The following is a 26,491-nucleotide window of genomic DNA, read 5'->3' as shown; positions in this document are numbered from 1 at the left end:
TTTTGAGGGTTGAGCCTGCCGTCACCGCCACCCCACCGGCACCCGCAGCACGCCCACCAGCGCGAGCACCACGAGCAGCGCGAGGAGCGCCACCAGCGGCTCCCCGATCCGGCACAGCGGCTCGGGCAGGAGGCGGAACGAGCGCTGGGAAAACGGGTGCAGCAGTGGGAGGCCGTTCGGAGTCACCAGATCACCGATGTCATGAACTCCAATGGCCCAGGCCAGCGCCGCCGGGATGAGCGGCCAGCCGCGCAGGCCCAGGCCCCAGAGCGCGACCGCCACGAGGCCGCAGGCCGCCGCCAGCACCAGGCTGTGGGTGAAGCGCCGGTGGCCGCCCGCCGCGCGCCGGATGCCCCACACGAACGCATAGCCCGCCAGGCCGCCGACGAGGCCGCCCACAAACGTGGCCACCAGCCACCACGCGGGCGGCAGGCCCGCGCCCACCGCGCCGATGACCGCCAGCGCAATGACCGCCAGCGCGATCACGGCCTGCGCCCGCCGAGCGATGAAGCTCCCCGGCTCGTCGATGTCCGGCACGGTCGCCAGGAGCGCCGAGGCCGCAATCACCGCGAGGTCGGCCAGGAGCGGCCCGTTCCTGCCGAAGTGCTGCACGAACACGGGCGTGAACCCCAGCGCCGGGGGCTGCCCACTCGCCGCGAGGGCGCGCACCAGCGCGAGACCGGCGACGCCGCCGATGAACATATGGGTCTGATAGCCTGACATGATCACATCTTTCTTATGTAGATCTGAAGAAACATCACTGGGGAAGGGGGGGAACGCGTTCCCCCCCTCCAGCACCGACTATGGGAAGCCCTTCCCATGGTCCCGACCACCTGCCGACATCGCCGACCTTGCGAAACCCTTCCCATAGTCCTACGCACCACCCTGCCAGCCCACCGACTATGGGAAGCCATTCCTTAGTCCCGACCACGCCGACCATAGGAAGCCCTTCCCAAGGTCGCCGCCGATATCCTCCCCGGAGCGGGATCGGCCCACGCCCGCGCGTCGGTCCCCCGCGTCGCGCCGCTGGCCGCGCAGGCCGCAGCTCGTCCCACCCCGCAGGCCCTACCGCCCAGCACGAGCGGTCACCAGCTCGTCACCAGCTCGTCCCACCCCGCAGGCCCTACCGCCCAGCGCCAGCCGCACCAGCTCGTCACCAGCTCCCAGCCCCCAGGCCATCGGGCGCATCCATACGGTCGGGTCGCATCAGGCCGTCGCGGGAGATCATCGAAACTCTTTGAAACTCATCGCGTTCATCGCTGCTTAGTGCGCTCAGTGCAGTGCAGTGTTGTTCATTGCTCCGCGCAGCTCAGCCCGCCATCTGCCTCGTGCTTTGCAGGTGGGGGCCTGGTTTCAAGCAGAGGGGTTGGGGGGGCGGGGGCCGCCGTAGGCGGCTCCCGCGCGTGGGGGCGGTCGATCGCGGCAGGGCGTGAAGCGCAGGTGGGTAGGGGGACGCAGGGCGAGCGGCGCGGGCGGGGCACACCTGCGGGCGGCAGCGCAGATCGCTGGGGGCGCAGGGCGAGCGGCGCGGGCGGCGCGATGCGGCGGGGGCGATGCCGACCGGCGGGGCGAGGATGGGCGTGGTTTCCGGCGAGGGCTGGCGGAGGCACTGACCGCCGGGGGAGGGGGCGGAAGACCCTAGAGAATGTCCGCCGCCCCGCCCGCTCCCCGCCAACCCAAACCCCCACGCCGTCGGAAGTCATCCTCGCACCGAGGTCGCACCAAGGTCGCGCCAAGATCGCGCTCCGATTCGCGCCTCAGATCGCACCGTGTTCCCGCGTCCCGTCCCACACTCATTCTCTCGGTCGTTCCGCCCATCCCGCCGTCATCTGCACCCACGTCTTCGGGTCGGGCACCAGCCGCCCCAGCAGATAGGTCGGCTTCGGCGGGCTGTCCCGCACCGTCGAGTACGTCCCCCACAGCACCCCCAGCGTCGGGTGCTCCGCCCGCTCATAGCTCGCAATCACCGCCGTTGTCTCCGGCCACCCCTCCCGCCATGCCTGCATCACCTGCCCCGCCCGCTGCCCTGCCGGGGTCAACAAGATCGGTGTCACCGGCCCGCCCAGCACCTTCGCGTACACCGGCTGCAACGCTGCGTAGGTCTTTGCCTGGAGCACCAGCCGCTGCACCACCTGGCTCCCCGTGTCCACCTCCAGCCCCCACCGCACCACCTGGCTCCCCGCTGGCGCTGGTTCCTCCTGCCACGGCACCTGCCACCGTGGCCGCTCATGGCTCCGCCGCTGCCCCTCAAACCGCAGCTCCACATACGCCCCCATCGTCTGGAGCACCTGCCCCGTCCCAGGGTCGAGCGCGGGCACCAGCTTGACCTGGCACCGCGCCCCCACCAGCATCGGCGCGCGCCGCGCCTGCTCCAGCACCGCCGCGCACCACGCCGAGAGCAGCACGTCGCTCTGAAGCGCGAGCTGCGCTGGCGGCGGCCCGCGCCGGTCCCGTACGATCAGCCGCTCCAGCACCGCGCCCACCGGCTCGCCTCCCATTACGTCCAGCTGATTGCGCCCCTCCACCGTCAGCCCGAATACCCGCTCGCTGCGCGGCGGCCCTGGCCTCCCATCCGCCCGCTGCTGCCCCACACTTGGCCCACGCGTCTCCCACACCCAGCCCCCATCCCGTAGCCGCGCCATCAGCCGATACGCCGCCGCCCGGCTCATCCCGATGAGGAGCAGATGCGCCAGGTCCTGCATCCGCGTCGGCCCCAGCCGTCCTAGCGCCCGCAGCACCGCCAGCTCGCGGTCCCGCATCGGCGGGTGTGGGGGCGGCATCCAAATCCCATCACGCTCCCAGTTCTTCATGGGTCGCTCCTTCCATCGCTTCATCGTCTTCGCCAAACGGCATCGCACACCATCGTTCCGTCGCCACCGCGTCCCAATGCCTTCCGTCCGTCCACGCCCCGGCGCTCGCCCGACCGTTCCCGCCTGACGACCGTCCTCCCATAGCCCCGTACACGGTTTCGCTTAACGCGCCGTAGGGCAGGAATGTTGGGATTCGCCCCATCCAGCGCCACACGGCCCATCACCGCCGCGCGGTCGCCGCCTCCCAGGACTGCCGCGTCACGCCGAACGCCTCCAGCAGGAACACCTCGCGCGCCGGGCGGCTGGCCATCGCCAGGTAGCGCCCCACCACCGCGTCGCCCTGGACCTGCGCCTGGGCGACGCTCGCGATCACCCCGGCCCCGTCGGGCCAGCCGTCCTGCCACTCCCGCGCCACCTGCCCCGCCCGCCGCGTCCCGCCCGGCACCAGCACCACCGGCAGCACCGGGCCGCCCAGCGTCGCCGTGTAGTGCCCCGCCAGCGTCAGCGCGCGGTACATGCCCGCCTTGCCCATCAGGATCGCCAGCTTCTCGCTCCCCGTGTCGATCTCCGCCGCCAGGCGGCAGACCACGCTGCCATCGGGCACGTCCGGCCCCTCCGCCCACGGGATCGCCCACGGCGCAGGGCGGACGGCGGGCGACCTGGGGGCCAGCGTCACCACCACCAGCGCGTCAAAGCGCTGCATCGCCTGGCCGCGCTCGTTCGTCGCGCTGATGTACTCGACCTGGCAGGCCACCGCATGCAGCTGCGGATGCTTCCGCACCCCGGCCAGCACCGCGCAGCACCAGTCCGACACCAGCAGGTCGTGCCGCAGCTGCGCCAGCCGGAGGTCGGGGTCGGCCCAGGGCCGCACCGGCAGCCCCGCCAGGTCAGCCCCGGCGGGCACGAGGCCGAATGTGTCCAGCGCCGCGCGCCCCTCGGGCGTCAGCCCGTACACCTGCGGCGGGATGGGCGGCGGCTGGCCGTTCGGGCTGCCCACCGCCCCCGGCACCCGCCGCGCGGGTGCGCTCGCGCACCAGATCAGCTGCGCCGCGTGCAGCTCGCGCAGCACCTGCCGCGCCCGCCGGGGCGTCTGGTCGGCGAACAGCAGCCGGTGGACCCAGTGCGCACGGGCGAACTCCACCCGGCCCAGGAGGCCCAGCACCGCCCCCGCCCGCGTGAGACCCGCGTGGCCACGCGCCCGTATGTCCAGCCGCATGCTCATACCTCGAAGCCCTCGGCGATGTCCGCCGCGTCCCGCCGCGTCTCGCGCGCCGCCAGCGTCCCCGCCGTCTCCGCCAGCAGCGTCTCCAGCGACGGCAGCGCCGTGGTGGCCGCCCCGGCGGATGTGCTGAATGGGTCGAGCAGCGCCTCCGTCGGGATGGCCGGGGCCGCGCTAGGGGCCGCTCTCCCTGGCGCGCTGGGCGCGGCCTTCGGCTTCTTCCCGCCGCCTTTCTTGGCCGCCTTCTCCTCCTCGGCCCGCGCCGCCCGCGCCTGCGCTGCCTCCCGCGACTGCATCAGCAGCGCCCACTGGAGCGCCTTCGTCTCGATCCGGGGCACCCCCACCCGCAGGGCTGAGAGCGTGCGGATGCGCCGCTCCTTGTGCGGGATGCAGCCGGGGTGGTTCAGGATGAACTCCCGCTGCACCAGCCGGTGCTGCCGCGTCCGCTCGCAGTACGCCGTGTAGGCCTGCGGGTCCTGCATCATCAGCATGCCCAGCTGCGTCACCGCCTTGGCCTCATCCACCACCGCCATCTCCTTGAAGCGCCCAATCGCCGCATCCAGCCGCGCGTCTGAGGGCGAGCGCACCGCCGCCTGGCGCGTCCGCCAGTTGGTGGAGACCGGCGGCGGCGCTGGCTCTTCCAGCGGCGAGACCATCCCCGGCATCTGCGCGCTGAAGAGCTGCGCGTCGGTGCCGTAGAGCTTCATGTACTGGTGCTCAAACCGCTCCATATTGAGGAAGTCCTCCTTGACCATCCCCAAGGCGCGGTAGTTGTTGCCATACGCGGTCGCGTCCTCCAGCTCCGCCCCCAGGATCAGGCGGTTCTGTGCGTTGCCGCTCAGCACGCCCAGGATCGCGTTCAGCTGCTCGATGTTCTGGTGCACCACCATCGTCCCGATGCGCATGGCGCGCAGCTGCGAAAACATCACTGGGGCCATGCCGGGGTTCTTCTCGAACACAATCTGGGCCTCGTCGATCACTACCGGCCAGTCCGGGCGCTGCGCCTCCGGCACGTTCACCCGGCTCAGCGCCGCCAGCGTCATCTGCGTGAGCAGCAGCGTGGCCGCGATGCTGGCGATCTTGCCGTCCTTGGCCGAGATCCCGGCCAGCAGGATGCCGCCGGTGTCCATCAGCTCGCGCACGTTGATCGAGCAGCCCGGCGCAACCATCAGCGCCGCCAGCGCCGGGTAGGTCAAGAGCAGGTCAATGCGCCGCTGGAAACTGACCAGCGAGCCGGTGTCCTGGCTCGACATCTCCGGGAAGCGCGAGAGCCAGAAGTCCTGCACCGGCTTGTTGGTGAGGTCCGCGCACACCTCATTGCGATAGTCCTCGTCCGCGTACAGCCGCACCAGGTGCTGCATCGTCGCGCTCCGCTCGCCCTCCAGGAGCGCCAGCATGCCCATCGTCGCGAAGTTCTGCATGCCGGGGGCGGAGTCGAACCGCTCGTCGAGCGAGGAGAAGAACGACAGCACCGTGCTGGCCTGCGTGTCGTAGTCGATGCCCAGCGAGCGCCCGAAGTCGCCCGAGAGCAGGTTCATCGCGGCGTAGAGGTGCTCGCCGTTCACCCGCATGCCGTTCAGATCGAGGATGACCACATCCTTCTCCCGCGCCAGCGGGATCAGCGGGATCGTCCCGTTCACCAGATCCGTGCCCTTGAGGTCGAGACCCATCAGCCCCGACCCGGCCCGAAACAGCTCGTTAAAGACCCACTTCAGCCACTCCGACTTGCCGCGCCCCATCGGGGCCGTCACCCACATCACGTAGCGCAGCTGGTCGTAGGGGATGCCGATCGGTGCCCACGAGCCGTCCGACTTCTGCCCGTAGCCCATCGTGATCGTGCGCGGGTTCGCCGGGTCCACAAACGCCTTCGCCGGGGCGGGCAGCCAGCGCGCCCCCACGGTCTCCACTAGGTCGATCACATCCGCCGTCGGCGGCCCCCAGATCGTCGCCAGCTCTGCCGCACTCAAAATCATGGTTGAGGTCACTTTCTGTCAGAGGGAGAGAAACGCGCCGCTTCAAAATAGAGGAGATCACCAAAACGACCGGCTACGAATGCCCGAGCCACGGCCACCAGAGCGGCACGAGGCGCGGGTTCTGCGGCGGCATCAGGCCCAGGAGCGCGGCCCGCTGCCGCTGGCCCAGGTCCGCGTTCGTGCGCCGCCGCCACCACGCGGCCAGCGCCAGAAGGGGCAGGAGCAGGAGCAGCGCCGGGACCGCCCACAGCGCGCCCACCGCCACCGCCCGCGCCCACAGATACCACCCGGCCCACCCGCCCAGCGCGAGGCCCAGGAGCGCGCCCACGACCCGCAGCGCCAGCGGCAGCCGCGCGGGCGGCGGCACCACCGCCGGGTAGACCTGCACCCCGGCCAGCCGCAGCTGCTGGCTCACCATGCCGACCGCCTGCGTGCTGGCCGCGAACGCCCCGGCCATCGTCTGCACCTGCCCCACCGCCGCCGCCGCGTCGCTCGCCACCGCCAGCAGCTGCACCTGCGTGCGGAACGCCGGGCCGCTCGCCTTGGTCTTGAGCGCCTGCTGCTCATCCGTGGCCAGGTCGAGCTTCTGCCGCTCCAGCAGCCCCAGCACGCCCAGCCGCCACTGCCGGTCGGGCAGCGGCACCTGCGCCGTCCGCAGGCTACTCAGCACCACCCCCGCCTGCGGGGCCATCGCCGTCAGCACCGACCGCTGCAACGTCATGTCCTTCAGGCCCATGGCCAGCGGGTAGCTGTCCGCCGCCGTCAGCCGCAGCGTGCCCACCGCCAGCACCCGCCCCTCGGTGAGCGCCTGCGCCAGCGGATCGGCTTCGGCCACCACCTTGGTGCCGCTCATCACGCCCTGGAGCCGCTTCTCCAGACTGCGCGCCGTCACGGCATCCAGCGCCAGGCTCACGCCCCACTGGGCGCGCTGCTCGGGCCGCAGCGTCCAACACGTCACCACGGGCGGCAGCGCGGCCTGGCCGGGCCGCTGCGCGGGCAGCATGCTGTGCAGCGACTGGTGGAGGGTGATACCGTCCTGCCCGCTGGCAGGCGTGCTCAGCGGGATGCGCAGGCGCAGGTAGCTCCGGGTCTGGCGCAGCGGCGCGGTGCGCTGCGTGTACAGCGCGAGCACGTGCATGACCAGGCTGAAGGCGATCAGGCCCAGGAAGCCCGCCACACCCCCGTACAGCCAGCACCATAGCGGCTGGCTGGGCAGCACGAACAGCCCCAGGTCAAGCGGCTCGGGCGGCATCGCCATGCCCAGGGCGGTCAGGGAGGGCAGCACCTGGCCCCGCCAGTCCACGCCCGCCAGCGGCGAGGGCACCTGGGGGAAGGCCAGCAGCAGCAGCAGCGCGCCCAGCACGCCCAGCCGGATCTGCTGCTGCTGCTGCTGCTGCTGCGCGTACTGCATCGCCTGCGAGAGCGGCTTGGGCGCGGCGGTCGTCTTCTTCGCGGTGGTTGCCATCTAGGCCTCCCCCGCTGTCGCGACAATGCGCTGGAGGAGCTGCCGCTCGACCTGGCCCGCCACCGTGCGGTCGGTGCGCGCCAGCGCGCGCATGAGCGGCTGGTACAGCGGGTCGGCGCTCGGCTGCCCGGTGCACACCAGCACATCCACCAGTCCCTGACAGCCCAGCGCTGCCGCCGCCCGTGGCACCAGCACGCGGTAGAGCGTGGCGCGGGCCGCGTCCGCCACTACCCCCTGCTTGCGCCCGCACATCTGGCGGATCAGCTCCTCCGTCGGCACGCCCGCCTGCCACGCCGCCCAGATCTGGTCCGCATCCAGCGCCGACCCCGGCAGCGCCGACACTGGCGCAGCGGTCACCGGGGCAGCAGCTACCGGCACGGGCGCAGGAGCAGCGGCCACCGGCGCGGGCGCAGGAGCAGCGGCCACCGAGGGCGTGATCGCCGCCCGCACGTGGGCGCGGGCCTCGCCCGACGGGATGCCCTGGGCCACGAGCTGCGCCACCAGCTGCGGCACGGTCGCCCCGGCCTGCCAGGCCGCCAGCAGGGCCGCCGCCGTCGGCAGGGTGGGCGCGGGATCGTCGAACGGGGGCATGGGCGTGGGGGCCGCATGTACCACCACGGCGGACGCGGGATCGTCGAGCAGAGGCGCGGGATCGTCGAACACCAGCGCGTCCGTCAGCCAGGCGGGCGCAGGCTCCGCAGGCTCCAAGGCCTGAAGCCAGGTGGGCACCGCGGTGCCTTCCGCTGGCAGCATCCCCAGGTCGTATAACGGCGCGTCTTCTTCCCCAAACAGCCCCTCCACAATCGGCTCGTCCTCCTCGTACAGCTCGGTATCCGAGGCCAGCAGGTCATCCTCCGCCCCAAACAGCGGCTCCTCATCGGCCAGCAATGCCTCGTCGGCAAACAGTGCCGCAATCGCCGCCGTGGCCGCCGCCACATCGAAGGGCGGCAGCGCCACCGCCACCGGCGACCGCGCCGCCTGCACCGCCGCCACGCGTGCGGCCAGCGTGCCCTCCAGCACACAGCCCTCCGCCGTGCGCAGCCACGCATCCAGCTCCCCGAGGTCACTCGCCAGCACCGCGCGCCACAGCCACGCCCGCCCGTCCTGCGGCGCATCCACCACCCACTGCGCCGCGATCGCCCGCGCCACCCCATCCGCCCCCTGCGTGATCGCCCCGCGCACCAGCTCCTCCACCGGCGCGACCGCCGCCCCACCCGCCAGCGCGTCATAGAGCGCGTCCAGCGCCTGGTCGAGCGGCGTGTCCGCCCCAACCGTCTCCGGTGGCGCCAACACGTCTGGCGTTCCTTGCCAGCTCAGGACGGACGCCACGCCACCCCCGCTGGCGAGCTGCGCCACTCCCGCTGGTTCTGCCGCATCTCCGGGCAGTGTATCCGCCTCATCCAAGCGCGGAAGGATGCCGATAGCCCCGACCGTCTCCGGTGACGCCAGCGTGTCTGGCGTTCCTTGCCAGCTCAGCACGGACGTGACGCCACTCCCGCTGGCGAGATGCGCCACTTCCGTTGGTTCTGCCGCCTCATCCCAGGGCATCACGCTGGGCACTTCCACCCCATCGCCCGCATCAACCGGGGACGGTGCCGTCTGGGCCGTGCTTACCGCCTCGACCGTTTCCGGTGACGCCAACACGTCTGGCGTTCCTTGCCAGCTCAACACGGACACGACGCCACCCCCGCTGGCGAAAGACGCCACCTCCGCTGCATCTGCCGCTTCTTCGGGCAGCACATCCGCTGGTTCGGCCCCACCTCCGGGCAGCGCATCCGCCCCATCGCCCACATCAACCGGGGACAGTGCCGTCTGGACCGTGGTCACACCCCCGACCGTTTCCGGTGACGCCAGCGCGTCTGGCGTTCCTTGCCAAGTCAGTACGGACGTGACGCCACTCCCGCTGGCGAGATGCGCCATTTCCGTTGGTTCTGCCCCATCCTCCTCGGGAGCATCCCACGGCAGCAGCGCCTCCGGCTCATCGCCCGCCGGAGCTGCCTGCGCCTCCGTGTCGAGCGCCCGCACGATGACGTCTACCAGCTCGCCCGCGCCCTCCGCTGGCGTCGCCAGCAGGTCCGGCAGCAGCGCCGCCAGCTCCTGCCCGTCCCGCCCGCGCACCACCCAGCCATCCGCCGTCGGTATGAGCCGCAGCAGCGCATCCCCCCGCTCCCCCACCACCACCTGCACCGCCTGCGCCCGCAGCGCGGGCGGCGGCACCAGCGCGGGTGTGGTCAGCAGCAGCAGCCCCCGCCCGATCTCCGGCGGCGTGGCCAGCAGGGCCATGAGCAGCCGCCCGATCAGCTGCGAGGCCTGGTCGTCGTCCTGCGGCACCACCACCATCCCCCCGGCCCGCAGCACGCCCCGCAGGTCGTCCCCCGGCGCGGTCGCCAGCCCCAGCACCGCTGGCACCGCCAGCGCCTCGGCCTCCGCCCCCGCCAGCACCGCCGCGAACCGCGCGGGCAGCACCGTCTGCCTCGGCCCGCCCAGCGCCGCCGCCAGCAGGTCCGGCGCGATCTCCCGCCACGGCAGCGTCGCACTGTCCGGCAGCGCCTGGCCGTCGAGCAGCCGCATGCGCGGCTCCCAGACCTCCAGCGCCTCCTGCGCCAGCATGGCGCGCGGCACCATGGCCACCACCCCCAGCCCCGCCGCCAGCGCCCGCCGGATCAGCGCCAGCACCGCCCGCTCCTGTGCGGCGGCCTCCCCCGTGACCGCTAGCGTCATCGCCCGGCGGGCCAGCCGCACCCCGCGTCCGTCCCGCCCCACCCCCACCAGCAGGCCCGCCGGGTCCTCGGTCAGCGCCGCCGCCAGCTCCTCCCCCAGCGGCGCGGGCGCGTCCGGGGCCTGCATGGGCGTGGGGGGCGGTGCGGTACGTTCTGCCCCACCTCCGACCGCCCCGCCCGGCACCGGCGTGAGGCTCGGCACGCCTGCCCAGGGCCGCCCCGCTGTGGCGGCCAGCTGCTGGAGCGGGTTCGCCCCACGCTGCACCGCCCAGCCCGCCGCCGCCAAGCGCGGCAGCCGTTCCGGGTGCGCCACATCCTCCGCGCAGCAGCGCAGCAGCGCCGTGGCCCGCCCCGGCGTGTAGGTCACGCTCAGGCACGCCGACGCCCAGCCGTCGAGCATCGTCCCATCCAGCGCTGCCGCATCCGGCCCGGACGGCAGCAGCACCACCGTCTCGGTCCACTCCGGGCGCTGCCGCACCGGCTTGCTCTCCCGTGTGGCCTCCTCCTGCCCGCACAGGATGGTCAGCGCGCGCGTCCCTGGCTCCGCCACCCGCTCCGGCAGCTCGATCAGGGCCAGCCGTGCCCGCACCGGCTTGTAGCGCCCCGCCACCGTCACAAACACCACCGTCAGCCGCCCCGCGTGCGTCAGCAGCCGCCCCAGCTCGTCCCGCTGCTTGTCCGCCGGGGCCGTCGGCGCAGCGATCATCTGATACCACATAGGCCGTCCCTGCTCCTCTCGTTATGTCCCGCTAAAGGTGCGCCCCTCCAGCTCCGTCGGGATGACCCGCCCCGTAAACACCTCCGCGATCTGGCGCGCATCGTCGTCCGATTTCCATGCCAGCACCACATCGCCCAGCCCCGCCGCCTTAATCGCCTGCACGTGCTGCGGCTGGAGGCCATCCACCACCGCCCCCAGCCGCTCGGCGGGCGCGGGGTCCTGGTGCATCAGCACCTTCATGCTCGCGTTGTCGAAGATCGACCGCAGCGCGCTGCTCGCCACCGCCCCCTCCGTTCCCAGATAGGTGTGCGCGTCCTGATCCGCCGTGACCAGCATCGCGCTGAACGTGCGCCAGGTCTTGGCCGCGTCCGCCGCAAACTGCGCCAGCGCCGGGGCCTTGCCCAGGGTGTACGCGAACTCGTCGAAGATCACCACCAGCGGGCGGTCGCGGTGGGGCCGCGTGCGCACGTAGTGGTTGATGGCCGAAAACGCCTTCGCCATGTACAGCGTCCGCGCCGTCCCCTCCTCAAGCGCCGTCAGGTCGTAGGCCGTCGCGTCGTGCGTGAAGTCCCAGTCAATGGTCGTCCGCCCGTTGTAGACCGCCCCCGCCGACCCCGAGACCAGATACAGGTCCAGCTCGGCCAGGAGCTGCTGCTGGGTCTCGCGGGTCTTGTCGGTCGCATAGCTGGGCTGGAGCGCGCCCAGCGCCGCACACAAATCGGCAATCGTCGGCGTCTCCTCGGGCCGCATCTGCGCGATGTCCGCCGCCCACGGCGCATACACCCGCTGGAGCGCCTGGTCCAGCAGCCCGGCCTCAATCCGGTCGAAGGTGCGCGGCGCAAACGCCGCCTCGCCACTCGCGCTCGGCGCAGTGTGGCCCAGCAGGATCGCCAGCTGCCCCAGCACCTGCGCAATCTGCGCGGCCAAAGGCGGCGGGTTCCCATCCACATCCCGCGTCACCATCGCGTCCAGCACATTGATGGTCTGCCGCATATCCAGTGCGTAGTAGGCCCCGCCCGCCCCGCAGGCCTGGATAAAGCGCCGTGCATGCCCCTGCGGCTCGATGATCACCACCTGCCAGCCCAAGGCCAGCATGCGCATCGCCCAGACAAACAGCCCGAAGGTCTTCCCGCTGCCGGTCTTGCCCAGCACCACCGCGTGCCCGGCCCGCTTCCGCCCCGCCCGATCCCGCAGCGGATTGAACATGATCGGCGTCTGACCCTCGATCAGCCACAGCAGCCCGTCATCGCGGGACGGGCGGCGGATGCCGAACGGCAGCATCACCGCCGCCCCGTGCCCGATCTCCGTGCGCACGTTGACATGGGCGTCGATCTGCTTCGTGGGCCTGGTCGTGAAGAACTGCGCCAGCGGCCCTTGGCCATACGGCGGGCGGATCAGCCGCATGAAGCTGCGGCAGGCGTCCGTCACCATGCGCACATTGGCCTCCAGCCGCTCATGGTCGCGCCCCTCCACCGCGACCACCGCCCGCACCTCGTAGAACCCCTGGTCGGCCTGCTCCTGGAACGCCCGCGCCGTCTCCAGCTTGCGCTCGGTCTTCACGTCGCGCGGGTTGCCGGGGTCGCGCAGGCTGTTCTCGGTCGCGGTCGCCACAAAGTCCACCTTCAGCTCGGCCCGCGTGCGGTCCATCGGCACCAGGTCGATACACAGGTGGAGGTCGATATCCAGATCCAGCAGCCGCGCAAACGTCCAGAGCGACCAGGTGCCACGCAGGTCGTCGGCCTCCAGGAGCGCGATCAGCGGCAGCTGCGGCTCGCGCGGCTCTAGGTAGTCGCGCCGCTCGTCGTACTCCCCGCGCAGCAGCGCCGGGAGCGGCGCGATCCGCGCAGGGGTGCCAAAGGCCCGCCCGATCAGCGCGGCCTGCTGCTCTGAGCGCACCCCGTCGGGCAGCCACGACAGCAGGAAGTGGTCGAGGCCGCGCAGCTCGACCTGCTCGGCCAGCAGCTGGTAGTAGCGCGCGTAGTCCTGAAGCCAGCGCTTCCGCCACAGCGGGCGGCCCAGTCGCGCCAGCGCCTGCCGCCAGGCCAGTGCGTCGCCCCGCCGGTGCAGCGGCAGCAGCGCGTCCAGCCCCGCCCGCTGCGCCGCGCTGAGCTGGGCCAACGGCCCGGCCAGCTGCGCGTACCCCGCCCCTGCCAGCACCGCCTCGGCCAGCGGCGCGTAGCTCCCCGCCGTCGCCTCCAACGTGCGCAGCTCATGCAGGAGCTGCTGGCGGGGGCGGTTCAGGTCAAAGCGCGTCGTCTGCGCGATCACCCGCACCGGGCGCTCCAGCCCCGCGAAGAAGGGAATCCACTGCTCCTCCAGGCGATCCGCCTCGGGGTGCATGTCCAAGGAGAACGGCGTGATGTGATAGGCCACCGGCTCAGGCTGCGCCATGGAAGCCCTCCCCCGCCGGGTCATAGACCTCAGCCAACCGCTGGCCGTCCCGCACCAGCGGCGCGCGCACCTGACCCCGGATCGCCGTGGCCGTGAGCTGCGGCCTGAGCCGGGTCTTGCCCTGCTGCCGCCGCAGCTGGAACATCGCCCACAGCACCGCCCGATCCCACAGCGACACCCCCGTCCAGCGGATCGTCGCCATGCCGCCGCCGACCGCCCCACCCAGGCACAGCAGCGCGCGCAGCACCGTCGCGCCGTCAAAGCCCGGCTCCGGCAGCCCCAGCAGCCCCGCCCCGTTCCACGCCATGAGCGCCCCCACCAGCGCCCCCACCACGTTCGTCATCGTAAACACCCCAAACACCCGGCGCTCCCCATACGCGCCCAGATCCTCCGACCGTCGGTATGCCATCTCACCCTCCATTCATCACTGCGGGGCGGTGGAAACCACCCACCGCCCCGCATGCATCCTAGCCGCCGGTATAGCCGTTCACCGAGTCCTGCGCGTACTTGAGCAGCAGCCCAAACACCACATGCGCCCCCAGCCCGATCATCACCGCCGTCTTGACCCAGGGCCCCTGGAGGCCCTGGTACAGCGAGGGGAACAGGCTCTGCGTGTAGAAGGCGACCGCGTAGTAGACCACCGCCAGCAGCTCCGCCAGGATCACAAGACCCCAGAGCTTCTTCAGCCCGTCAATCCCCAGCGTCATCCAGCCCGCGAAATCGAACCCATCATGAAGCGGGGCGGCATGTGCGGCGGGCGCGAACACCACCGCCCACGCCAGCGCCAGCCCGGTCATCAGGGCGAAACGCAAGACCGTCCCGCGCCACAGGTGCGCCTGCGCCTGCGCCGCCGTCTCCATCCCCATCGTCTCCGTTGTCTTGGTCATGATTGCCTGTGCCATAGCGGCATCTCCTTGCTGTGTTGGCTCCATCCGTATCGGTCATGCGTCCTGCCACCCAATGCCTGCGCCGCCCTGAGGCCCGCCAGGGCGGGCCTCGACACCAGGGGTGCCCGGTGGTGGGTCCGCGCTTACGCATCCCGCGCCACCACCCGCACCCGCCAGGCGGCCAGCGCCAGCTCCAGCCCACCCTGCGCGGGCAGCGGCACCGTCAGCGCCACCTGCGTGGTCTGACCCGGCCTCAGCGCGGGCGGCTCCCAGGTCACGGGCAGCGGCGTCCCGCCCGCCGTCGCCGCCAGGTCGCTCGCGAGCAACGTCAGCGGCGCGGCGTGCGCGTCCAGCGTCAGCGTCAGCGTCAGCGCGGCGGTGGGCACGCCCTCCCGCACCACCGGCTGCGGCTCCCCGATCTGCACCAGCAGCACGTCCCGCAGCAGCTGCATCCGGCTCGTCGGCGCGGGCACCGTCAGCGCCAGCAGCTGTGGCAGCCCCGCTCCGCCTGCCAGCTCCCACCCCGCCAGCTGCGCCGTGGGGGACAGCGGCACCAGGTAGGTCAGCTCCGTGCCCCCGTCCACCGCCCGGCTCCGTGTGGCCGCCCAGCGCCGCCCGTCCGCCAGGATCAGCGTTCCGCCGCCCGCGTCCGGCAGCGCCACCGTCAGTACCACCTGCATCTGCGTCGCCGGGATCGCCTGCGGGTCGGTGTCTGGCCCCCACACCGCCAGCGATCGCAGCACCGCCGCGTCCAGATCCTGCGCCGTCACCGCCGCCACCAGCTGCGCCTTGGCCGCCACCCTGGGCGGCGTCGCCCCGCAGTCGGCCAGCGCGAGATCGCTCGCCCCCGGCTGCACCTGGAAGCGCCGCACCGCCGCCGTCCCCGTCAGCACCACCGTCGCCCCCGGCTCCGCCGCATCCCGCGCCCGCCCGTTCGCGCACCACACCAGCGGCAGCAGGCCCCGCAGCTCCGGAGCGGCGTCCACCACCCCGCCCACCGCTGCTGTGTCCACCGCCCAGGGCGTCATCACCACCCCATTCACCCGCAGCGTGTCCGCGTCTGCTCGCGCGGGTGGGCGGGATGGCCCGAAAAACACCACCACCGTCCCGATCATCAGCGCCACCGCCGCCACCGCCGCACCGCCGACGAGCAGCGCCTGCCGCCCCAGCGGCGCGGCCCCGCCCCGCACGGTCAGGTAGTCCGCCTCGCTGGTCCCGGCCTGCGCCAGCGCTGCGTCATACGTGACCAGCGCGCCCGCGTCCCACAGCAGCACCTTGCCCGCCGGGTGGGCCGTCCCGTCCAGCTCGTTCTGGATGTGCGCCAGGAGCTGCGCGTATACCGCCTCGCTATCGCGCGCAGGCTGCCCGGCCTCGCGCGCCGCCTGCTCCTCCTGGGCCTGCCACTGCTGGCGGCGGGCCTCGACCACCGCTTGCAGCTCCTTCCGCGTCGCCGCGTCCAGCCGCGCCCGCCGTCGCACCGGCGCGTCCGTCTCCGTCAGGTCCGCCTCGGGCGCGTCCTCGGCCTGCGTGATGGCCAGCTCGGCCTGAAGCTCCGACACATACCCCTTCCACTGCCGCCAGCGCGCCTCCAGGGCGCGGTTCAGCAACGCCTGCGCCTGCTCAACCTGGCGGCGCTCATCCTCGCGTGCCATTTAGTCCCCCTCCGCTGCCGCCGCGCCGACCAGCACGGTCAGCGCGGTCGCCTGCGCATCCACATCCATCATCACCCCCAGCATCGGCAGCCGCACCGCGAGCGCCGCGCCGTCGGCCACGCTCACCGAGAGCGTCACCGCCCCGCTGGCATCGGTCACACCCGAGGTCAGCACCGACGACGGCCCCGCCTGCACCACCACCACCCGTACCCCGGCCCACACCGCCCCGCAGCGCGCCCCGCCCGTATCCGCCGGGGCGCAGACCGTGATGGTGAGCGCGCGCGCCAACGGCTTGGCCGTCGGCGCGGCGCGGATCGCCCCCGCGTCCAGCGGCTCCGCCGCCAGCCGCTGCGGCGGCGTGGCCGTGGGCTGCGCCTGGCCCACCTGGCCGGGGATGCCCACCTGACCAGGGATTCCCATGGTCGGCGTGGGCGTCGCACGACCCCCGCTCGATCCGCTCCCGCCACCCGATCCGCCGCTGGCGCGGCCCTCGCCCGTCGGCGTGGGGGCCGCCCCCAGCTCCTGGGGGCGCAGGTCCGGCCCCCACATCCAGCCCGGCGTCACGCTGTCGGCGGGCTGCACCTTGACCCAGCCCCGGTAGCACTGGCCGAGCAGCGTGATCAGCGCCCCCTCCGGGTAGGCGGCGATCCGGTCGTCGCTGCCGGGCGGCGCGGCGGCGTAGAGGCCCGTCGCATCTGCCCCCACCTCGGCCTGACCCGTGGGACACGACTCGCGAATCACCTCGCGGGTGTCCCCGCCCGCCGGGGCCGTACTCACCGCCGCCGGGGCGGCCTGCCCGGTCGGGCGCGCGGTCGGCGGCACCGCCGTCGGCGGTAGATCGGTGTTCGCGGTCGTGAGCGCGGCCTTGACGTTCGGCAGCTCCGGGCTGCCCACGATCAGGCGGTAGCGCCCGGCCCGCGCGGCGGTCGCGACCGCCGGGATGAGCGCCAGGTCCGCGCGATCGCTCGGAGCCACCACCACCAGCGCCAGCCCGCTCCAGTCCGGCAGCGCCGTCAGCTGGCTGCGCAGCGTCCAGGCCGGGGCCACGTCGTCGTTGGTCTGGATCGCCCGCCAGTGCGGCACCAGTCCCGGCCCCGTCTGGGTCTGCGTTTCATCGGGCTGATAGAGCGTCAGCACCGTGTCCACCCCTTCGCCGAGGTCGTAGGTCAGCACCGTGAGCGGGATCGCCTGCTTGACCGGGACCAGCAGAAAGGTGTGCCGCCCCGCGTAGCACGCCCCAGGGCGCGCATCCGGGCAGCGCATGGAGAGGTCGTAGGGAACGTTCCAGGCGAGCCGCGCCGCGTGATCGGCGTCGTAGGCGTTGCCCACCAGGTCGTCCGGGTCGCTGGGCACGGGCGTCGCCGCGCTCCCCGCGCCCGCGCTCGGCACCACGCTGCGCACGCTGAGCGTGTAGGGGTAGCCGGTGGTCTTGTCGGCAGGTCCCTTGTTCGACACCCGCACCAGATACCAGCCGTCGGCGGCCACGGTCAGGGTCACGGCGGCGGTCGGGCTGCCGATCTGGGCGTCATCGTTCGCCGCCACGGGCGTGTCCGCCCCACCGGCGACGAGCACCTCCAGCGCCGGGTCGATCCCGCTCGCCGCGTCCACGGCGGCGGTGATGCGGTAGTCGCGCCCGCCCTTGAGCAGGAAGCTGAACACGTCCACCGCGTCGTCGTTGAAGTTCAGCGCCGTGATGTCGGTCTCGGTCGCCAGCGCGCAGGGCTGGGTGAGCGTGTGATTCGGGTCGCAGCGGTCGCGCCCGTAGCCCGCCGGAAGCGGCGTCGCCGTGGGCGTGGCCGTCGCGTCCAGTGGCGTGGGCGTGGCCACGAGCACCAGCGGCGCGGTCGTGGCGCTGGGCGTCAGGGTATCGGTCGGCGTGGCCGTAGCGGTCGGCGTGGCCGCAGCGGTCGCGCTGGGCGTGGCCGTGGCCGTGGGGGCCAGGGTCGCGGTCTCGGTCGGCTCGGGCGTGGGCGTGAACGGCAGGCTCTGCGCCTGGGTCTGCGCCGCCGCGCCCAGCCAGAGCGCCGGGATGGCCAGCACGCCCAGCAGCACGCCGATCAGGAGCATGCGCAGCGGCCTCATGAGGCACCTCCCTCACCCCGTGGGTGCGGCGACCGGCGGCGCGGCGCGGGCGGCGGGTCCGCCGGGGGCGCGCTCGGCTCCTCCCCCGCTGCCCGTTCGGGCGGGGTCGGCGGGCGACGCAGGCGTGGCACGCCCGCCGCTGGGGCCTCCGGGGCTGCCGGAGGCGCGGGTGGCGCGCTCGGCGGCACCGTGGGCAGGGTGAACTCCGGCGTGGCCGCCCGGCTCTGGGCCGGACCCTGCGGCATGCTGGCCGGTGGCTCCTGCGGCGCGCTCGGGGCCACCTGCGCGCTGCTTGGCGCGACCTGCGGTGCACTCGGAGCCACCTGGGTCCGCGTCGGCGGCACCTGCGCACCGGAAGACACCGCCGGGGCAACCGGGGGAGCCGCTGGCGCAACGGGAGCCGCCGGTGGCGCGTCCGCAGGGGCGACCGTCGCGGTGGGCACATCCCCCAGCGGCGTGGTCGTCGGGGCCGATGGCGCGGGCATGGGCGCGTCGGCCAGCGCCGCCGGGGAAATCGTTGGGGTCGTCTCTGCGGGCGGCTGCGCCGCCGGTCGCGCCTGCGCCGCCGGTCGCGCCTGCGCGGGCGCTGCCGGGGCGTCCGAGAAGCGCGGGCCGGGTCGCCCACGTCGGGCCGGGGCCGCCCCAGCGGGCGGCGTCAGCGGGATCGTCGTCCCCGTCGCCGCTGCGGGCGTGGGGGGAGGGGCGGTCGGGGCAGGGGTAGGCGCATCCGGGGGAGCCACCACCCCCGCCGGGACCGGCATGGTCGCGAGCCGCAGCGCCTGCCCCACCGGCAGCGCCAGCAGCTGCGCCGCCTCGGACGGCCCCAGCGCCACCAGCCCGCCCGTGGTCTGGAACACCTGTCCGCCGTCGGGCAGCACCAGGCTCCGCCGCACCGCGTGCCCGTGCATCCGCAGCCCTTCGGTCGTGCGCGCCACCGCAACCGATTTCCCGTCCAGCGGCTGCTTGGTCAGCGCCACCCGGATCAGCCCCTCCGAGGCCGGGCGCAGCACCCCCAGCCGCGCCTGCGCCTGCACGAGCTGCCGCCGCACCCCGTCGAGCGCCTGCCCCACGGCCTGCTGCTCCTCCCCGCCCGTCGCCCGCAGCCGCAGCGCCTCCAGCTCGCCCACCTGGCGGGCCAGCCCTGCGATCTCGTGCTCCAGCGCATGCAGGTCCGCCGCGTGCCGCACGGCATCCGCACCATGCCGCGCCCGTGGCCCGTAGACCGCATCTGCCAGGGTCGGCTCGGGCATCGGGTTCGGTTTCGGCGCACGCCGCTCGGGCCCATTCCCCGCCCGTGACGCCTGCCGCTCCTGGACCTGCCGCCGCCCGTGCCGCCGCACCGCCCGCGCCGCGCTGTCCAGTAGCACCGAGCGCAGCTGCTCAACGTCCCCGTCGGCCTCCTGGGCCTGCGCCGTCGCCCGCGCCAGCTCGGCGGGGGTCAGCAGCGCGCCCTGGGGCCGGGGCTGGGAGCTGGGGGCAGGAGCCTCCCCGTCACGCGCATCCTCCCCCTCCGGCTCGCCCCGCCGCGCCGCCAGCGCCCGCCCGAACGCCGCCGCCCGCTCCTGCAAGGCCTGCGCCTCCTGCTGATAGCGGTGATAGCCTCGGAAGTCCTTCCGTGACCGCGCCTGCGCCGCCTGCCGCTCGCGCAACGCCGCGTCCCGCTGCGTCCGCGCCTGCGCCAGCTCGTACATCTCGGTCTGGGTTGCGTCCCAGGCCTCCGGCGTCGTCGCCTTGGGCAGCTGCACCCGCTCGTACCATTCCAGCGCCGACTGATCCAGCGCGCTCTCCTTGGCCATCTGCGCGTTCTGCGTGAGCGCGTCCAGCCGGTCGGCCACCCGGTTGGTCAGCACCCGCCCCGCCGCCTCCGACACCGGGTTGTCGCCCAGGCTCCGCCCGGCGCGCCGCACCATCGTCGAGCCGACCGAGGTCAAGGCCGCCCCCATCCCGCCGCCCGTGGCCACCGTGCCCGCCACCAGCGCCGCCGTCATCCCCCAGCTCCGCAGCATCCCGCCCACCGCCCCCGGCGCGTTCCCCGCCACCGCGTTCGCCGCGCTCAGCGACGTGCCCAGGATGCCCAGCGCCTGCTTGCCCTGCCAGATCACCGTCGCGATCAACAGCAGCCCGCAGATGAACACCATCGCCCCCACCCCGCTCGCCGCCGCCACCGCCAAGATCGCCAAGCCCAGGCCGATCATGAACGACGCCAGCCACGACGCCCGCAGCACCGCCAGGAACGCCTGCACTTGGCTGCTGAATAGCGATTCGGTCGGCAGGAACAGCGCGAAGATCAGCGAGATCAGCATGCCGAACCACACGATGGCCAGCGCCACCGCGAAGATCAGCTGCACCAGCTGCTCGATCACCGCGCCCAGCATCATGAAAAAGCCTGTGGTCTCCCGGCCAGCCCCCTGGTTTGCCGCTGCCAGCGCGCGGGCCCGGATATCCGCTGGCTTCCCAGAAATATCCTGCCCATCCGCGTAGTACTGTTGGATAAACTCACTGGGCAGCAGCACCCAGCTATTGCAGTGAATATCCTCCGCGTCTGCCCAGAGGTAGCGGGCGGCATAGTCGCTCAGAAACACCGCCGGGGTGGTGCGTGGCGGGGTCTGGCACGAGGTGGTCGCCACATAGATCCCCTGCCCAATCGTGGGCATATCCGTCTCATCCCCCTTCACATCCAGCGGCACCTCGGGCGCGCCCACCTGCGCGACCGCACCAGCGACGGACTGCTGCAACACGCTCCCGCCCATCAGCCGGATCTGCTCCGCACCCTTGATGACATCCCCGCCCACCGTGAACAGCAGTAGCGACAGCAGGATGGGCCGCATGGCGCGGCGGAGGTTCACCCAGTTCAGATCCAATAGCCCCTGCACCATATGCGAGGTCACGAACACCATCCAGAACACCATGAGCGCCAGCGCGAAAAACACCTTCACTGGCTGCGCCAGGCTGATAAAAGCGTTCACGAACACGAAATCGGTCAACCAAACGCGCAGGTCTTCCAGCCAGCGCGCGGCGACGAGGCCGCCTCGGTTGATCTGCCACATGCCGAGGTTAAACTGATAGAGCTGCTTCTGGGTGAAATCGTCGATATAGCACCCGGGGTCGAGCATCTGACAGCCATCGGCCAGCGCGAGCTGTGGGGCCAGGGACACCACGGCACTGCCGACCAGGGCCACCCCGAAACGTTGCACCCGTCCGTTCATGACCGCCTCCGTCGCAGTACACCGATGACCAGCGCAGCACTCAGCAGCACCACCGCCGCGCCGACGGCAATCCACCCCCACCAGGGCATGCCGCTGGTCGTATCCGGCTGCATGGCCATGGGGGTTGCCGTCTCCGTCACCGGAGCCATCACGGGTGTCGCAGCGAGCGGCGGGACGGTCGCCGCCAGCTGCACCGGCGTCGGCGGCAGCGCCTCGCCCGGATCGCCCGGCGAGAAAATCATGTCCGGGTCGAGCACGAGCTGCACGCCATCCAGCCGCACCAACACGTCCCGCACCTGCCCCGGCAGCAGGGCCAACCGGAAGCCCGCCCCCGCCGGGTAGCTGTCGGCCACCACCGCCGTCCCATCCGCCAGCGTGCCGCCCATGAGCCACACCGCCATCCCTGGGAGATCGCCGCTCACCGCCACGCCGCTGCCGTCCGTAATAAGTGGGATCTGCGCCCCGTCCTCGGTACGCAGCATGAGCTGCGCGCCCGCCACGCCGCCGTTCTGGGCGTCGCGCATCACCACCCGCAGCCGCGTCCCATCCGCCGACGCGGGGCGCGCAAGCGCGAGCGCCAGCACCATCAGCACTATCCATCTGGTCATGTCGTGCTCCTTCTGTGACAACCACGTCCAGCATAGCAAGCCAGAACGCCAAAAAATCATTGCTAAGTATCAATTTTGCATGCTGAGGTACCGGGGGGTGTTAGCAAAAGTACTAAAAACGGCCCGTTGTGCCTTCATCGAGGCACAACGGGCCGTTTGGCGTCAGACCACCAGGAAGGTGGTCAGCGCGCGGGACGGGTGATCAAGACTAACAGCGGAGCATAGTAACGTGAGGAAAACACATGGGGGGTGGGAATGACTCCGTCTGGATAGTTGGCCGCGTGGATCATCAGCCCATCCCCGGCGTAGAGGCCCACGTGCGTGATCGAGCCGACCGGACGCCCGTTCGCATTCGCGCCCGTAAACAGGAGCAGGTCGCCGGGCTGGGCCACGCTGGCGGGATCAACTCCACTCCCCGCCCGCCACACCACCGGCTCGTTCTTCTGGTTGGCCGTGCCGTGCCCGATGGGTACGCCGACCGCGTTGTATGCGCCCCAGGTGAGACCACTGCAATCCCAGCAGGGCAGCCCTTGCTTATCCGGGCAGCGATCCGCGTAGGGACCACCATCCTTCAACGCAATGCTGGGGTTGCCTGCGCACGGGCTATTGCCCTTCCCGCCCCAGCAGTAGGGACGGTCAAGCTGGGCCATCGCAAAAGCGACCACCCCATCCGTCCCGGCGGGAAGGGGCGGCGCATCGACCACTGGCGCGGCCTCGCCATAGGAGGCATCCTCGGTCCCCGCCTGGCCGCAATGCGGCTCCTGCCCCTGCTGCCACTGCACATGGAGCCCGCCCAGCTCACCCGTCTCCGGCAGCGGCGTGGCCGCCGGATCAGCGGCAGCCGCCACATCCAGCGCAAGGTCCACGGTCTGCACCGCACCCTCAGCGGGCACGAAGATCGGCACCTGTGTCGTCGATGTGCCGCCAGCGACCTCCTCATCCAGCAGCTCCTCATAGCCCGCCTGCGCCGCCCGCGAGGCCGCCGCCAAGCTCCAGTGCCAGCCATCCCCCGCCACCTGAATGCCGCTGGCCCGTTTCAGCGCGCTGATCCCCACCTGGCGCGCAGGCGAGAACGCGAAGGACGCGCCGCGATTGGTCCAGTCAACCGTAACCACCACGAGCTGCTGTTCGCCGCTCACGATATCGGTCGCATCCACCGTCACACGGACATCCAGATCCGGGGAGAGGTTGACCAGCTGGCCGAGGTAGAACGCGGTCGCGGTCTTGACGTAGGGGGTGGGAGCCGGGAAGGGTGCACCCAAGCCATCGAAGTCCTCCTGCTCCCATTGTTCGTAATAGACGGGGCGGCGCTCCGGGATGCCCGTGGTCGGGTCGGGCATCCCCTCGTCATAGCCCTTCACGGGGCCATCCTCGCCATACGGCTCGGGGGTGGGTGTCGGGCAGGCCCAGCGCGGGATGCTGCTGGCCGTCGTGCCTTGGCTGGCCAGATACCACGGCAGCGTCACACAGCCAAGCAGCATCCCGCTAAGAACGATCATAAGGGGCATCATCAAGGCAGCGTTTAGCCGTCGTTGTGCTTGTAGACGGTCTGATAGGGTTTGATACTGAGGATCTTCCATCCGGCTGATTCCTTCTGGAGCGTGAAGGTCCACTCATAGGTGGCCTTCTGATAGTCCACGGTCAAGAGCACCGTGGTGGTCTGCCCTGCGACCACTGGCTCATGCCACGTCTCGGAAAGAATGGGGCCATAGCAGGCGGCGCACATCGGATCGACCGGGCGCTGGCTATCGCGCCATACATTGGTTGTCACAAACACCGTGTTGTCGGCAATCAGGCTATTCACCGAGGGCGAGATAAGCGTGCGAGCGGTGGCGCTATCCCCGATCTTAATCGCCTCCATGGCCTGCGTCGCCACCTCCTTGGCGCTCGCCTGGGGCGCACCGCAGGCCGCCAGCATCACCGTCGCGAACAGGGCCACCATCGCCATCCATCGTCGTACCATTAGGGAACTCCTTGCGCCAGCGCCGCCGCGAGATGGACGGGCTGGGCGCTTACACGCGCTTGTAGGTTGCGCTCGTCGAGGATCGTCAGCCACTGAGAGCGCCCGTCGGGGCTGCCCCACAACGCCCCGCGCTGCCCCCAGGCGGTCAGCTCCGGGGGGCGGTCCGGCGCGCCCGCCGGGGTCACGGCGAACTGCCAGGCCGCACCCGGCGTGAGGTCGCGCGCCGCCAGCAGCGTGCGCACGCTCCGGTTCGAGGTCGAGGTCGCACGCGCGTCGCGCCGCGACAGGTCGTCCTCCACCCAGCTCGCCGCCAGGCGGTCGGTCGCGCGGTCGTAGGCCAGCGACGGCTCGAAGCCGCCTACATAGGCCGGGTCGCTCGGGTCGTCGGTGAAGCGCGCGTCGGCGCGGTGCTGGGCGATGGTCTCCACCCCCGACCAGCTCGCGCCGCCGTCCAGGCTCACGCGCGCCTCGACCGCACCCGCGACGGGGCCGGGACCAGGGGTCTGGCTCCAGGCCGCCGCGAGGAGCAGGCTGCCGCCGGGGCGCACTGCGACCACCACACTGGTGGCGATCACCATGCCATCCCCCACCCGGCTCGCACCCGCGAGATCGGTGAGGCTCCATGTTAGGCCGCTATCGTGACTAACGAGCAGGATAACCGAAGATCGCGGCGTCCCTAACACCCCGCTGGCGTCGGTCAGCACCGCCGCCAGCGTCGCCGCCTGCCCCGGCGGCGTGGCCAGCGCCAGGTCGCCGCTGTAGAACATGTGGCTGGCCAGGCGCGGCCCCACCGTCCATGCCCCGCCCATGGGTTTCCGCGCCAGCACCGGGTAGCCGCTCTGGCCATCCGCAGGCCCATCCACGAGCGCCAAGAGGTAGAGCGTCCCCACCGCGTCACTCTTCAGCCCCACCACCCGCCCGCGCAGGCCGGTGGCCTCGGGCAAGCCCCACGTGGCCCCGGCGTCGGGCGAGCTGGCGAGGAGGATCTGGGTATCCCCGTCCTGCGCGCCGCGCCCGAAGGCCACGTGGATGGTGTCGCTCACCGTCCAGGTGATGCCCAGGCCGCCATAAAAGGACTTGACCGGCGCGGTCGCCAGCGTCTGGCCGTCGCCCCAGCCGCCCTGCGGCCCCTGCACCCGCACCCACACGTCGCCCGCGTACACGTCCGCCCCGCCGCCCCACACCAGCCAGGCCACAGCGGCCCGGCCATCCGCCGGGCGCATCGCCAGGGCCGGGCTGCGTGTGGCTCTGGCCCAGGGCGTGGCCGATCCCGGCTGGAGGCCCAGCACCGCCCGACTGCCGGTCAGGGCTGGGGGCGGGGGTGTGGGGCGCGGCACCTCGGTCGGCTCCACCGTCGGGCGCAGGGTGGCCGTGGGCGTCAACGGCAGCGGCGTGCAGCCGGGGAAGGCCACCACCGTGGGCGTGGGGATGGCCGTCGGCGTGCCCACCCCCACCGGCGCGGCGGGCGCGGGCGTCACCGGCTGGTCGTAGCCGAACGGCCAGCACCCGCCCGCCGCCGCCGTCGCGCGGGCCTGCGTGACGGTCAGCGGCGGCATGCAGCTCGTCAGCAGCGCAAGGCCCACGGCCAGCATGGCAAGCGCCCTAGACCAGCGCATCATCCTCGGCCCCCAGATCCCGCAGCGCGTCGCGGATGGCCTCGTCGCGGTCCACCGCCACCAGCGGCGGCAGCGGTGCGGGCGGCGCAGGCGGCGGCAGCTCCGGCCCCAGCTGCGGCGGCCCCGCCACCGCGCCCACCGGCAGCACGTAGCCGACACCCTCAGCGGCAGCACGTGGCGCAGCGGTCTCCGGCCCATCCGTTTGCTGCCGCATCCGGCCCCGCAGGCCCCAGCGCAGCACGCCGCCGAGCATGGCCAGCATGCCGCCGAAGATGCCCAGCACGCCCGTCGGCGGGATGGCCGCCACCGTGGCCACCAGCGGCACCTCGTCCCCGGCGGCGGTCACAGGCATGCGCGGCGCGGGGGCGCGCTGGATGGTCCGATCCGGCACCCGCACGCGCAGCGTGACCGTGCTGGTGTTGTTGCCGGGGGTGTCGCCCGTGGTCGTGGTCGTGATCCGCGCGGTGTTGGGGATATCGCCCGCCGCCGTGCCCTCGCGCACCTGCGCGGTGATGCGGTAGGTGGCCGTCCCGCCCGCCGCCAGCGTGCCGGGGTAGGCCGTCACCGTCTGGCCGTGCACCACGATATCGCCCTGGCTACTCTGGAGGTTGGTCACGGCCAGCTGGGCGGGCACCGGGTCGCTCACCACCACGTCGAAGGCATCCTGCTGGCCCGTGTTCCGGGCAACCAGCGTGTAGACCACGGTGTCACCCGGCAGCGCTTGGGTCTTGTCGGCCACCTTGTGGATCTCGACCTCAGTAGTCCACGGCACCTCGGGCGTGGCGGTCGGCAGCGGCGTGGTCGTGGGCGTGGCCGTCGGGTCGGGGTCACGGTGGCGCTCCGGCTTGCGGGTCGGGGTGGGCGAGCTGGCCACCTCGGTCGGCGGCACCTCGGAGGGGACCGCGCTCGGCGGCGTGGTCGGGGCCTCAGTCGGGCGCGCCGTCGGCGGCACCTGGGTCGGTGGCACCTGGGTCGGCGGCACATCCGTCGGCTCGGCAGTGGGTGCGGGCGGCGGTGTCGGCGTGCCGACGCTCCGCGCCGGGGCCGCGTGGGCCGCTGGCAGCGCCGGGCTGCCCAGGCTGATCGCGCCCACGGCCAGCGCGCCCAGCAGCCCAGCGGTCAGGAGAAGAGAAGAACGCTTCATAGGGATAGGGTCTCCTTAGGAGAGACCGGTGGGGAGT

At 72.5% G+C, this 26,491-nt stretch carries 15 protein-coding genes and 3 pseudogenes; 2 read left to right on the top strand and 16 right to left on the bottom strand.

Annotation, left to right across the window (positions count from 1 at the left end; genetic code table 11):
* Positions 1-21: 21 nt before the first annotated feature.
* From F8S13_22605 to F8S13_22585, 5 genes are all read right to left on the bottom strand, one after another.
* Positions 22-723 (bottom strand): metal-dependent hydrolase, encoded by a 702-nt coding sequence (locus F8S13_22605; GenBank protein ID KAB8140793.1) that lies wholly within the window; start codon positions 721-723, stop codon positions 22-24.
* 1,070 nt (positions 724-1,793) lie between these two features.
* Positions 1,794-2,810 (bottom strand): winged helix-turn-helix transcriptional regulator, encoded by a 1,017-nt coding sequence (locus F8S13_22600; protein KAB8140792.1) that lies wholly within the window; start codon positions 2,808-2,810, stop codon positions 1,794-1,796.
* Positions 2,811-3,030: 220 nt separating this feature from the next.
* On the bottom strand, positions 3,031-4,032 hold the full coding sequence (locus F8S13_22595; GenBank protein ID KAB8140791.1) for a hypothetical protein: 1,002 nt from the start codon (positions 4,030-4,032) through the stop codon (positions 3,031-3,033).
* Positions 4,029-6,002 (bottom strand): ATP-binding protein, encoded by a 1,974-nt coding sequence (locus F8S13_22590; protein KAB8140790.1) that lies wholly within the window; start codon positions 6,000-6,002, stop codon positions 4,029-4,031. The genes F8S13_22595 and F8S13_22590 overlap by 4 nt, the downstream gene beginning before the upstream one ends.
* A gap of 73 nt (positions 6,003-6,075) precedes the next feature.
* A complete protein-coding gene (locus F8S13_22585) occupies positions 6,076-7,467 on the bottom strand; it encodes a hypothetical protein (GenBank protein KAB8140789.1) in 1,392 nt (463 codons plus the stop codon).
* Between the two features lie 1,103 nt (positions 7,468-8,570).
* Between F8S13_22585 and F8S13_22580 the strand changes: the two are divergent.
* Positions 8,571-8,633 (top strand): annotated as a pseudogene (locus F8S13_22580) (SPOR domain-containing protein).
* A gap of 1,410 nt (positions 8,634-10,043) precedes the next feature.
* A pseudogene (locus F8S13_22575) lies at positions 10,044-10,142 on the top strand (DUF2147 domain-containing protein).
* A 784-nt stretch (positions 10,143-10,926) separates the two neighbouring features.
* Here F8S13_22575 and F8S13_22570 read toward each other — a convergent pair.
* From F8S13_22570 to F8S13_22520, 11 genes and pseudogenes are all read right to left on the bottom strand, one after another.
* Complete coding sequence (locus tag F8S13_22570; GenBank protein ID KAB8140788.1) at positions 10,927-13,296, bottom strand: hypothetical protein; 2,370 nt, start codon at positions 13,294-13,296, stop codon at positions 10,927-10,929.
* Positions 13,283-13,705: a hypothetical protein gene (locus tag F8S13_22565; GenBank protein KAB8140787.1), complete on the bottom strand. Its 423-nt coding sequence runs from the start codon at positions 13,703-13,705 to the stop codon at positions 13,283-13,285. The genes F8S13_22570 and F8S13_22565 overlap by 14 nt, the downstream gene beginning before the upstream one ends.
* Before the next feature lie 58 nt (positions 13,706-13,763).
* Positions 13,764-14,198 (bottom strand): hypothetical protein, encoded by a 435-nt coding sequence (locus tag F8S13_22560; GenBank protein KAB8140786.1) that lies wholly within the window; start codon positions 14,196-14,198, stop codon positions 13,764-13,766.
* A gap of 128 nt (positions 14,199-14,326) precedes the next feature.
* A complete protein-coding gene (locus tag F8S13_22555) occupies positions 14,327-15,835 on the bottom strand; it encodes a hypothetical protein (GenBank protein KAB8140785.1) in 1,509 nt (502 codons plus the stop codon).
* A gap of 1,770 nt (positions 15,836-17,605) precedes the next feature.
* A pseudogene (locus F8S13_22550) lies at positions 17,606-17,794 on the bottom strand (hypothetical protein).
* A gap of 119 nt (positions 17,795-17,913) precedes the next feature.
* Positions 17,914-21,123: a hypothetical protein gene (locus F8S13_22545; protein ID KAB8140784.1), complete on the bottom strand. Its 3,210-nt coding sequence runs from the start codon at positions 21,121-21,123 to the stop codon at positions 17,914-17,916.
* The gene (locus F8S13_22540) at positions 21,120-21,731 is read right to left on the bottom strand and encodes a hypothetical protein (protein KAB8140783.1); all 612 of its coding nucleotides are present in this window, start codon (positions 21,729-21,731) and stop codon (positions 21,120-21,122) included. The genes F8S13_22545 and F8S13_22540 overlap by 4 nt, the downstream gene beginning before the upstream one ends.
* Before the next feature lie 182 nt (positions 21,732-21,913).
* Positions 21,914-23,230, bottom strand: a complete 1,317-nt coding sequence (locus F8S13_22535; GenBank protein KAB8140782.1) for an NlpC/P60 family protein — start codon at positions 23,228-23,230, stop codon at positions 21,914-21,916.
* A gap of 23 nt (positions 23,231-23,253) precedes the next feature.
* A complete protein-coding gene (locus F8S13_22530) occupies positions 23,254-23,694 on the bottom strand; it encodes a hypothetical protein (protein KAB8140781.1) in 441 nt (146 codons plus the stop codon).
* The gene (locus tag F8S13_22525; GenBank protein ID KAB8140780.1) at positions 23,694-25,313 is read right to left on the bottom strand and encodes a hypothetical protein; all 1,620 of its coding nucleotides are present in this window, start codon (positions 25,311-25,313) and stop codon (positions 23,694-23,696) included. Before F8S13_22525 ends, F8S13_22530 begins: the two co-directional genes overlap by 1 nt.
* Positions 25,297-26,454: a DUF11 domain-containing protein gene (locus F8S13_22520; GenBank protein KAB8140779.1), complete on the bottom strand. Its 1,158-nt coding sequence runs from the start codon at positions 26,452-26,454 to the stop codon at positions 25,297-25,299. The genes F8S13_22525 and F8S13_22520 overlap by 17 nt, the downstream gene beginning before the upstream one ends.
* Positions 26,455-26,491: the final 37 nt, after the last annotated feature.

The sequence above is a fragment of the Chloroflexia bacterium SDU3-3 genome (assembly GCA_009268125.1).
Lineage (GTDB): Bacteria > Chloroflexota > Chloroflexia > Chloroflexales > Roseiflexaceae > SDU3-3.
This window is presented reverse-complemented; position numbering and strand designations above follow the sequence as displayed.

Bases quoted from the DNA above. Each gene is read 5' to 3' on its own strand.
- F8S13_22605 (KAB8140793.1), bottom strand. From the start codon at position 723: ATGTCAGGCTATCAGACCCATATGTTCATCGGCGGCGTCGCCGGTCTC.
- F8S13_22600 (KAB8140792.1), bottom strand. From the start codon at position 2,810: ATGAAGAACTGGGAGCGTGATGGGATTTGGATGCCGCCCCCACACCCG.
- F8S13_22595 (KAB8140791.1), bottom strand. From the start codon at position 4,032: ATGAGCATGCGGCTGGACATACGGGCGCGTGGCCACGCGGGTCTCACG.
- F8S13_22590 (KAB8140790.1), bottom strand. From the start codon at position 6,002: ATGATTTTGAGTGCGGCAGAGCTGGCGACGATCTGGGGGCCGCCGACG.
- F8S13_22585 (KAB8140789.1), bottom strand. From the start codon at position 7,467: ATGGCAACCACCGCGAAGAAGACGACCGCCGCGCCCAAGCCGCTCTCG.
- F8S13_22570 (KAB8140788.1), bottom strand. From the start codon at position 13,296: ATGGCGCAGCCTGAGCCGGTGGCCTATCACATCACGCCGTTCTCCTTG.
- F8S13_22565 (KAB8140787.1), bottom strand. From the start codon at position 13,705: ATGGCATACCGACGGTCGGAGGATCTGGGCGCGTATGGGGAGCGCCGG.
- F8S13_22560 (KAB8140786.1), bottom strand. From the start codon at position 14,198: ATGGCACAGGCAATCATGACCAAGACAACGGAGACGATGGGGATGGAG.
- F8S13_22555 (KAB8140785.1), bottom strand. From the start codon at position 15,835: ATGGCACGCGAGGATGAGCGCCGCCAGGTTGAGCAGGCGCAGGCGTTG.
- F8S13_22545 (KAB8140784.1), bottom strand. From the start codon at position 21,123: ATGAACGGACGGGTGCAACGTTTCGGGGTGGCCCTGGTCGGCAGTGCC.
- F8S13_22540 (KAB8140783.1), bottom strand. From the start codon at position 21,731: ATGACCAGATGGATAGTGCTGATGGTGCTGGCGCTCGCGCTTGCGCGC.
- F8S13_22535 (KAB8140782.1), bottom strand. From the start codon at position 23,230: ATGATCGTTCTTAGCGGGATGCTGCTTGGCTGTGTGACGCTGCCGTGG.
- F8S13_22530 (KAB8140781.1), bottom strand. From the start codon at position 23,694: ATGGTACGACGATGGATGGCGATGGTGGCCCTGTTCGCGACGGTGATG.
- F8S13_22525 (KAB8140780.1), bottom strand. From the start codon at position 25,313: ATGATGCGCTGGTCTAGGGCGCTTGCCATGCTGGCCGTGGGCCTTGCG.
- F8S13_22520 (KAB8140779.1), bottom strand. From the start codon at position 26,454: ATGAAGCGTTCTTCTCTTCTCCTGACCGCTGGGCTGCTGGGCGCGCTG.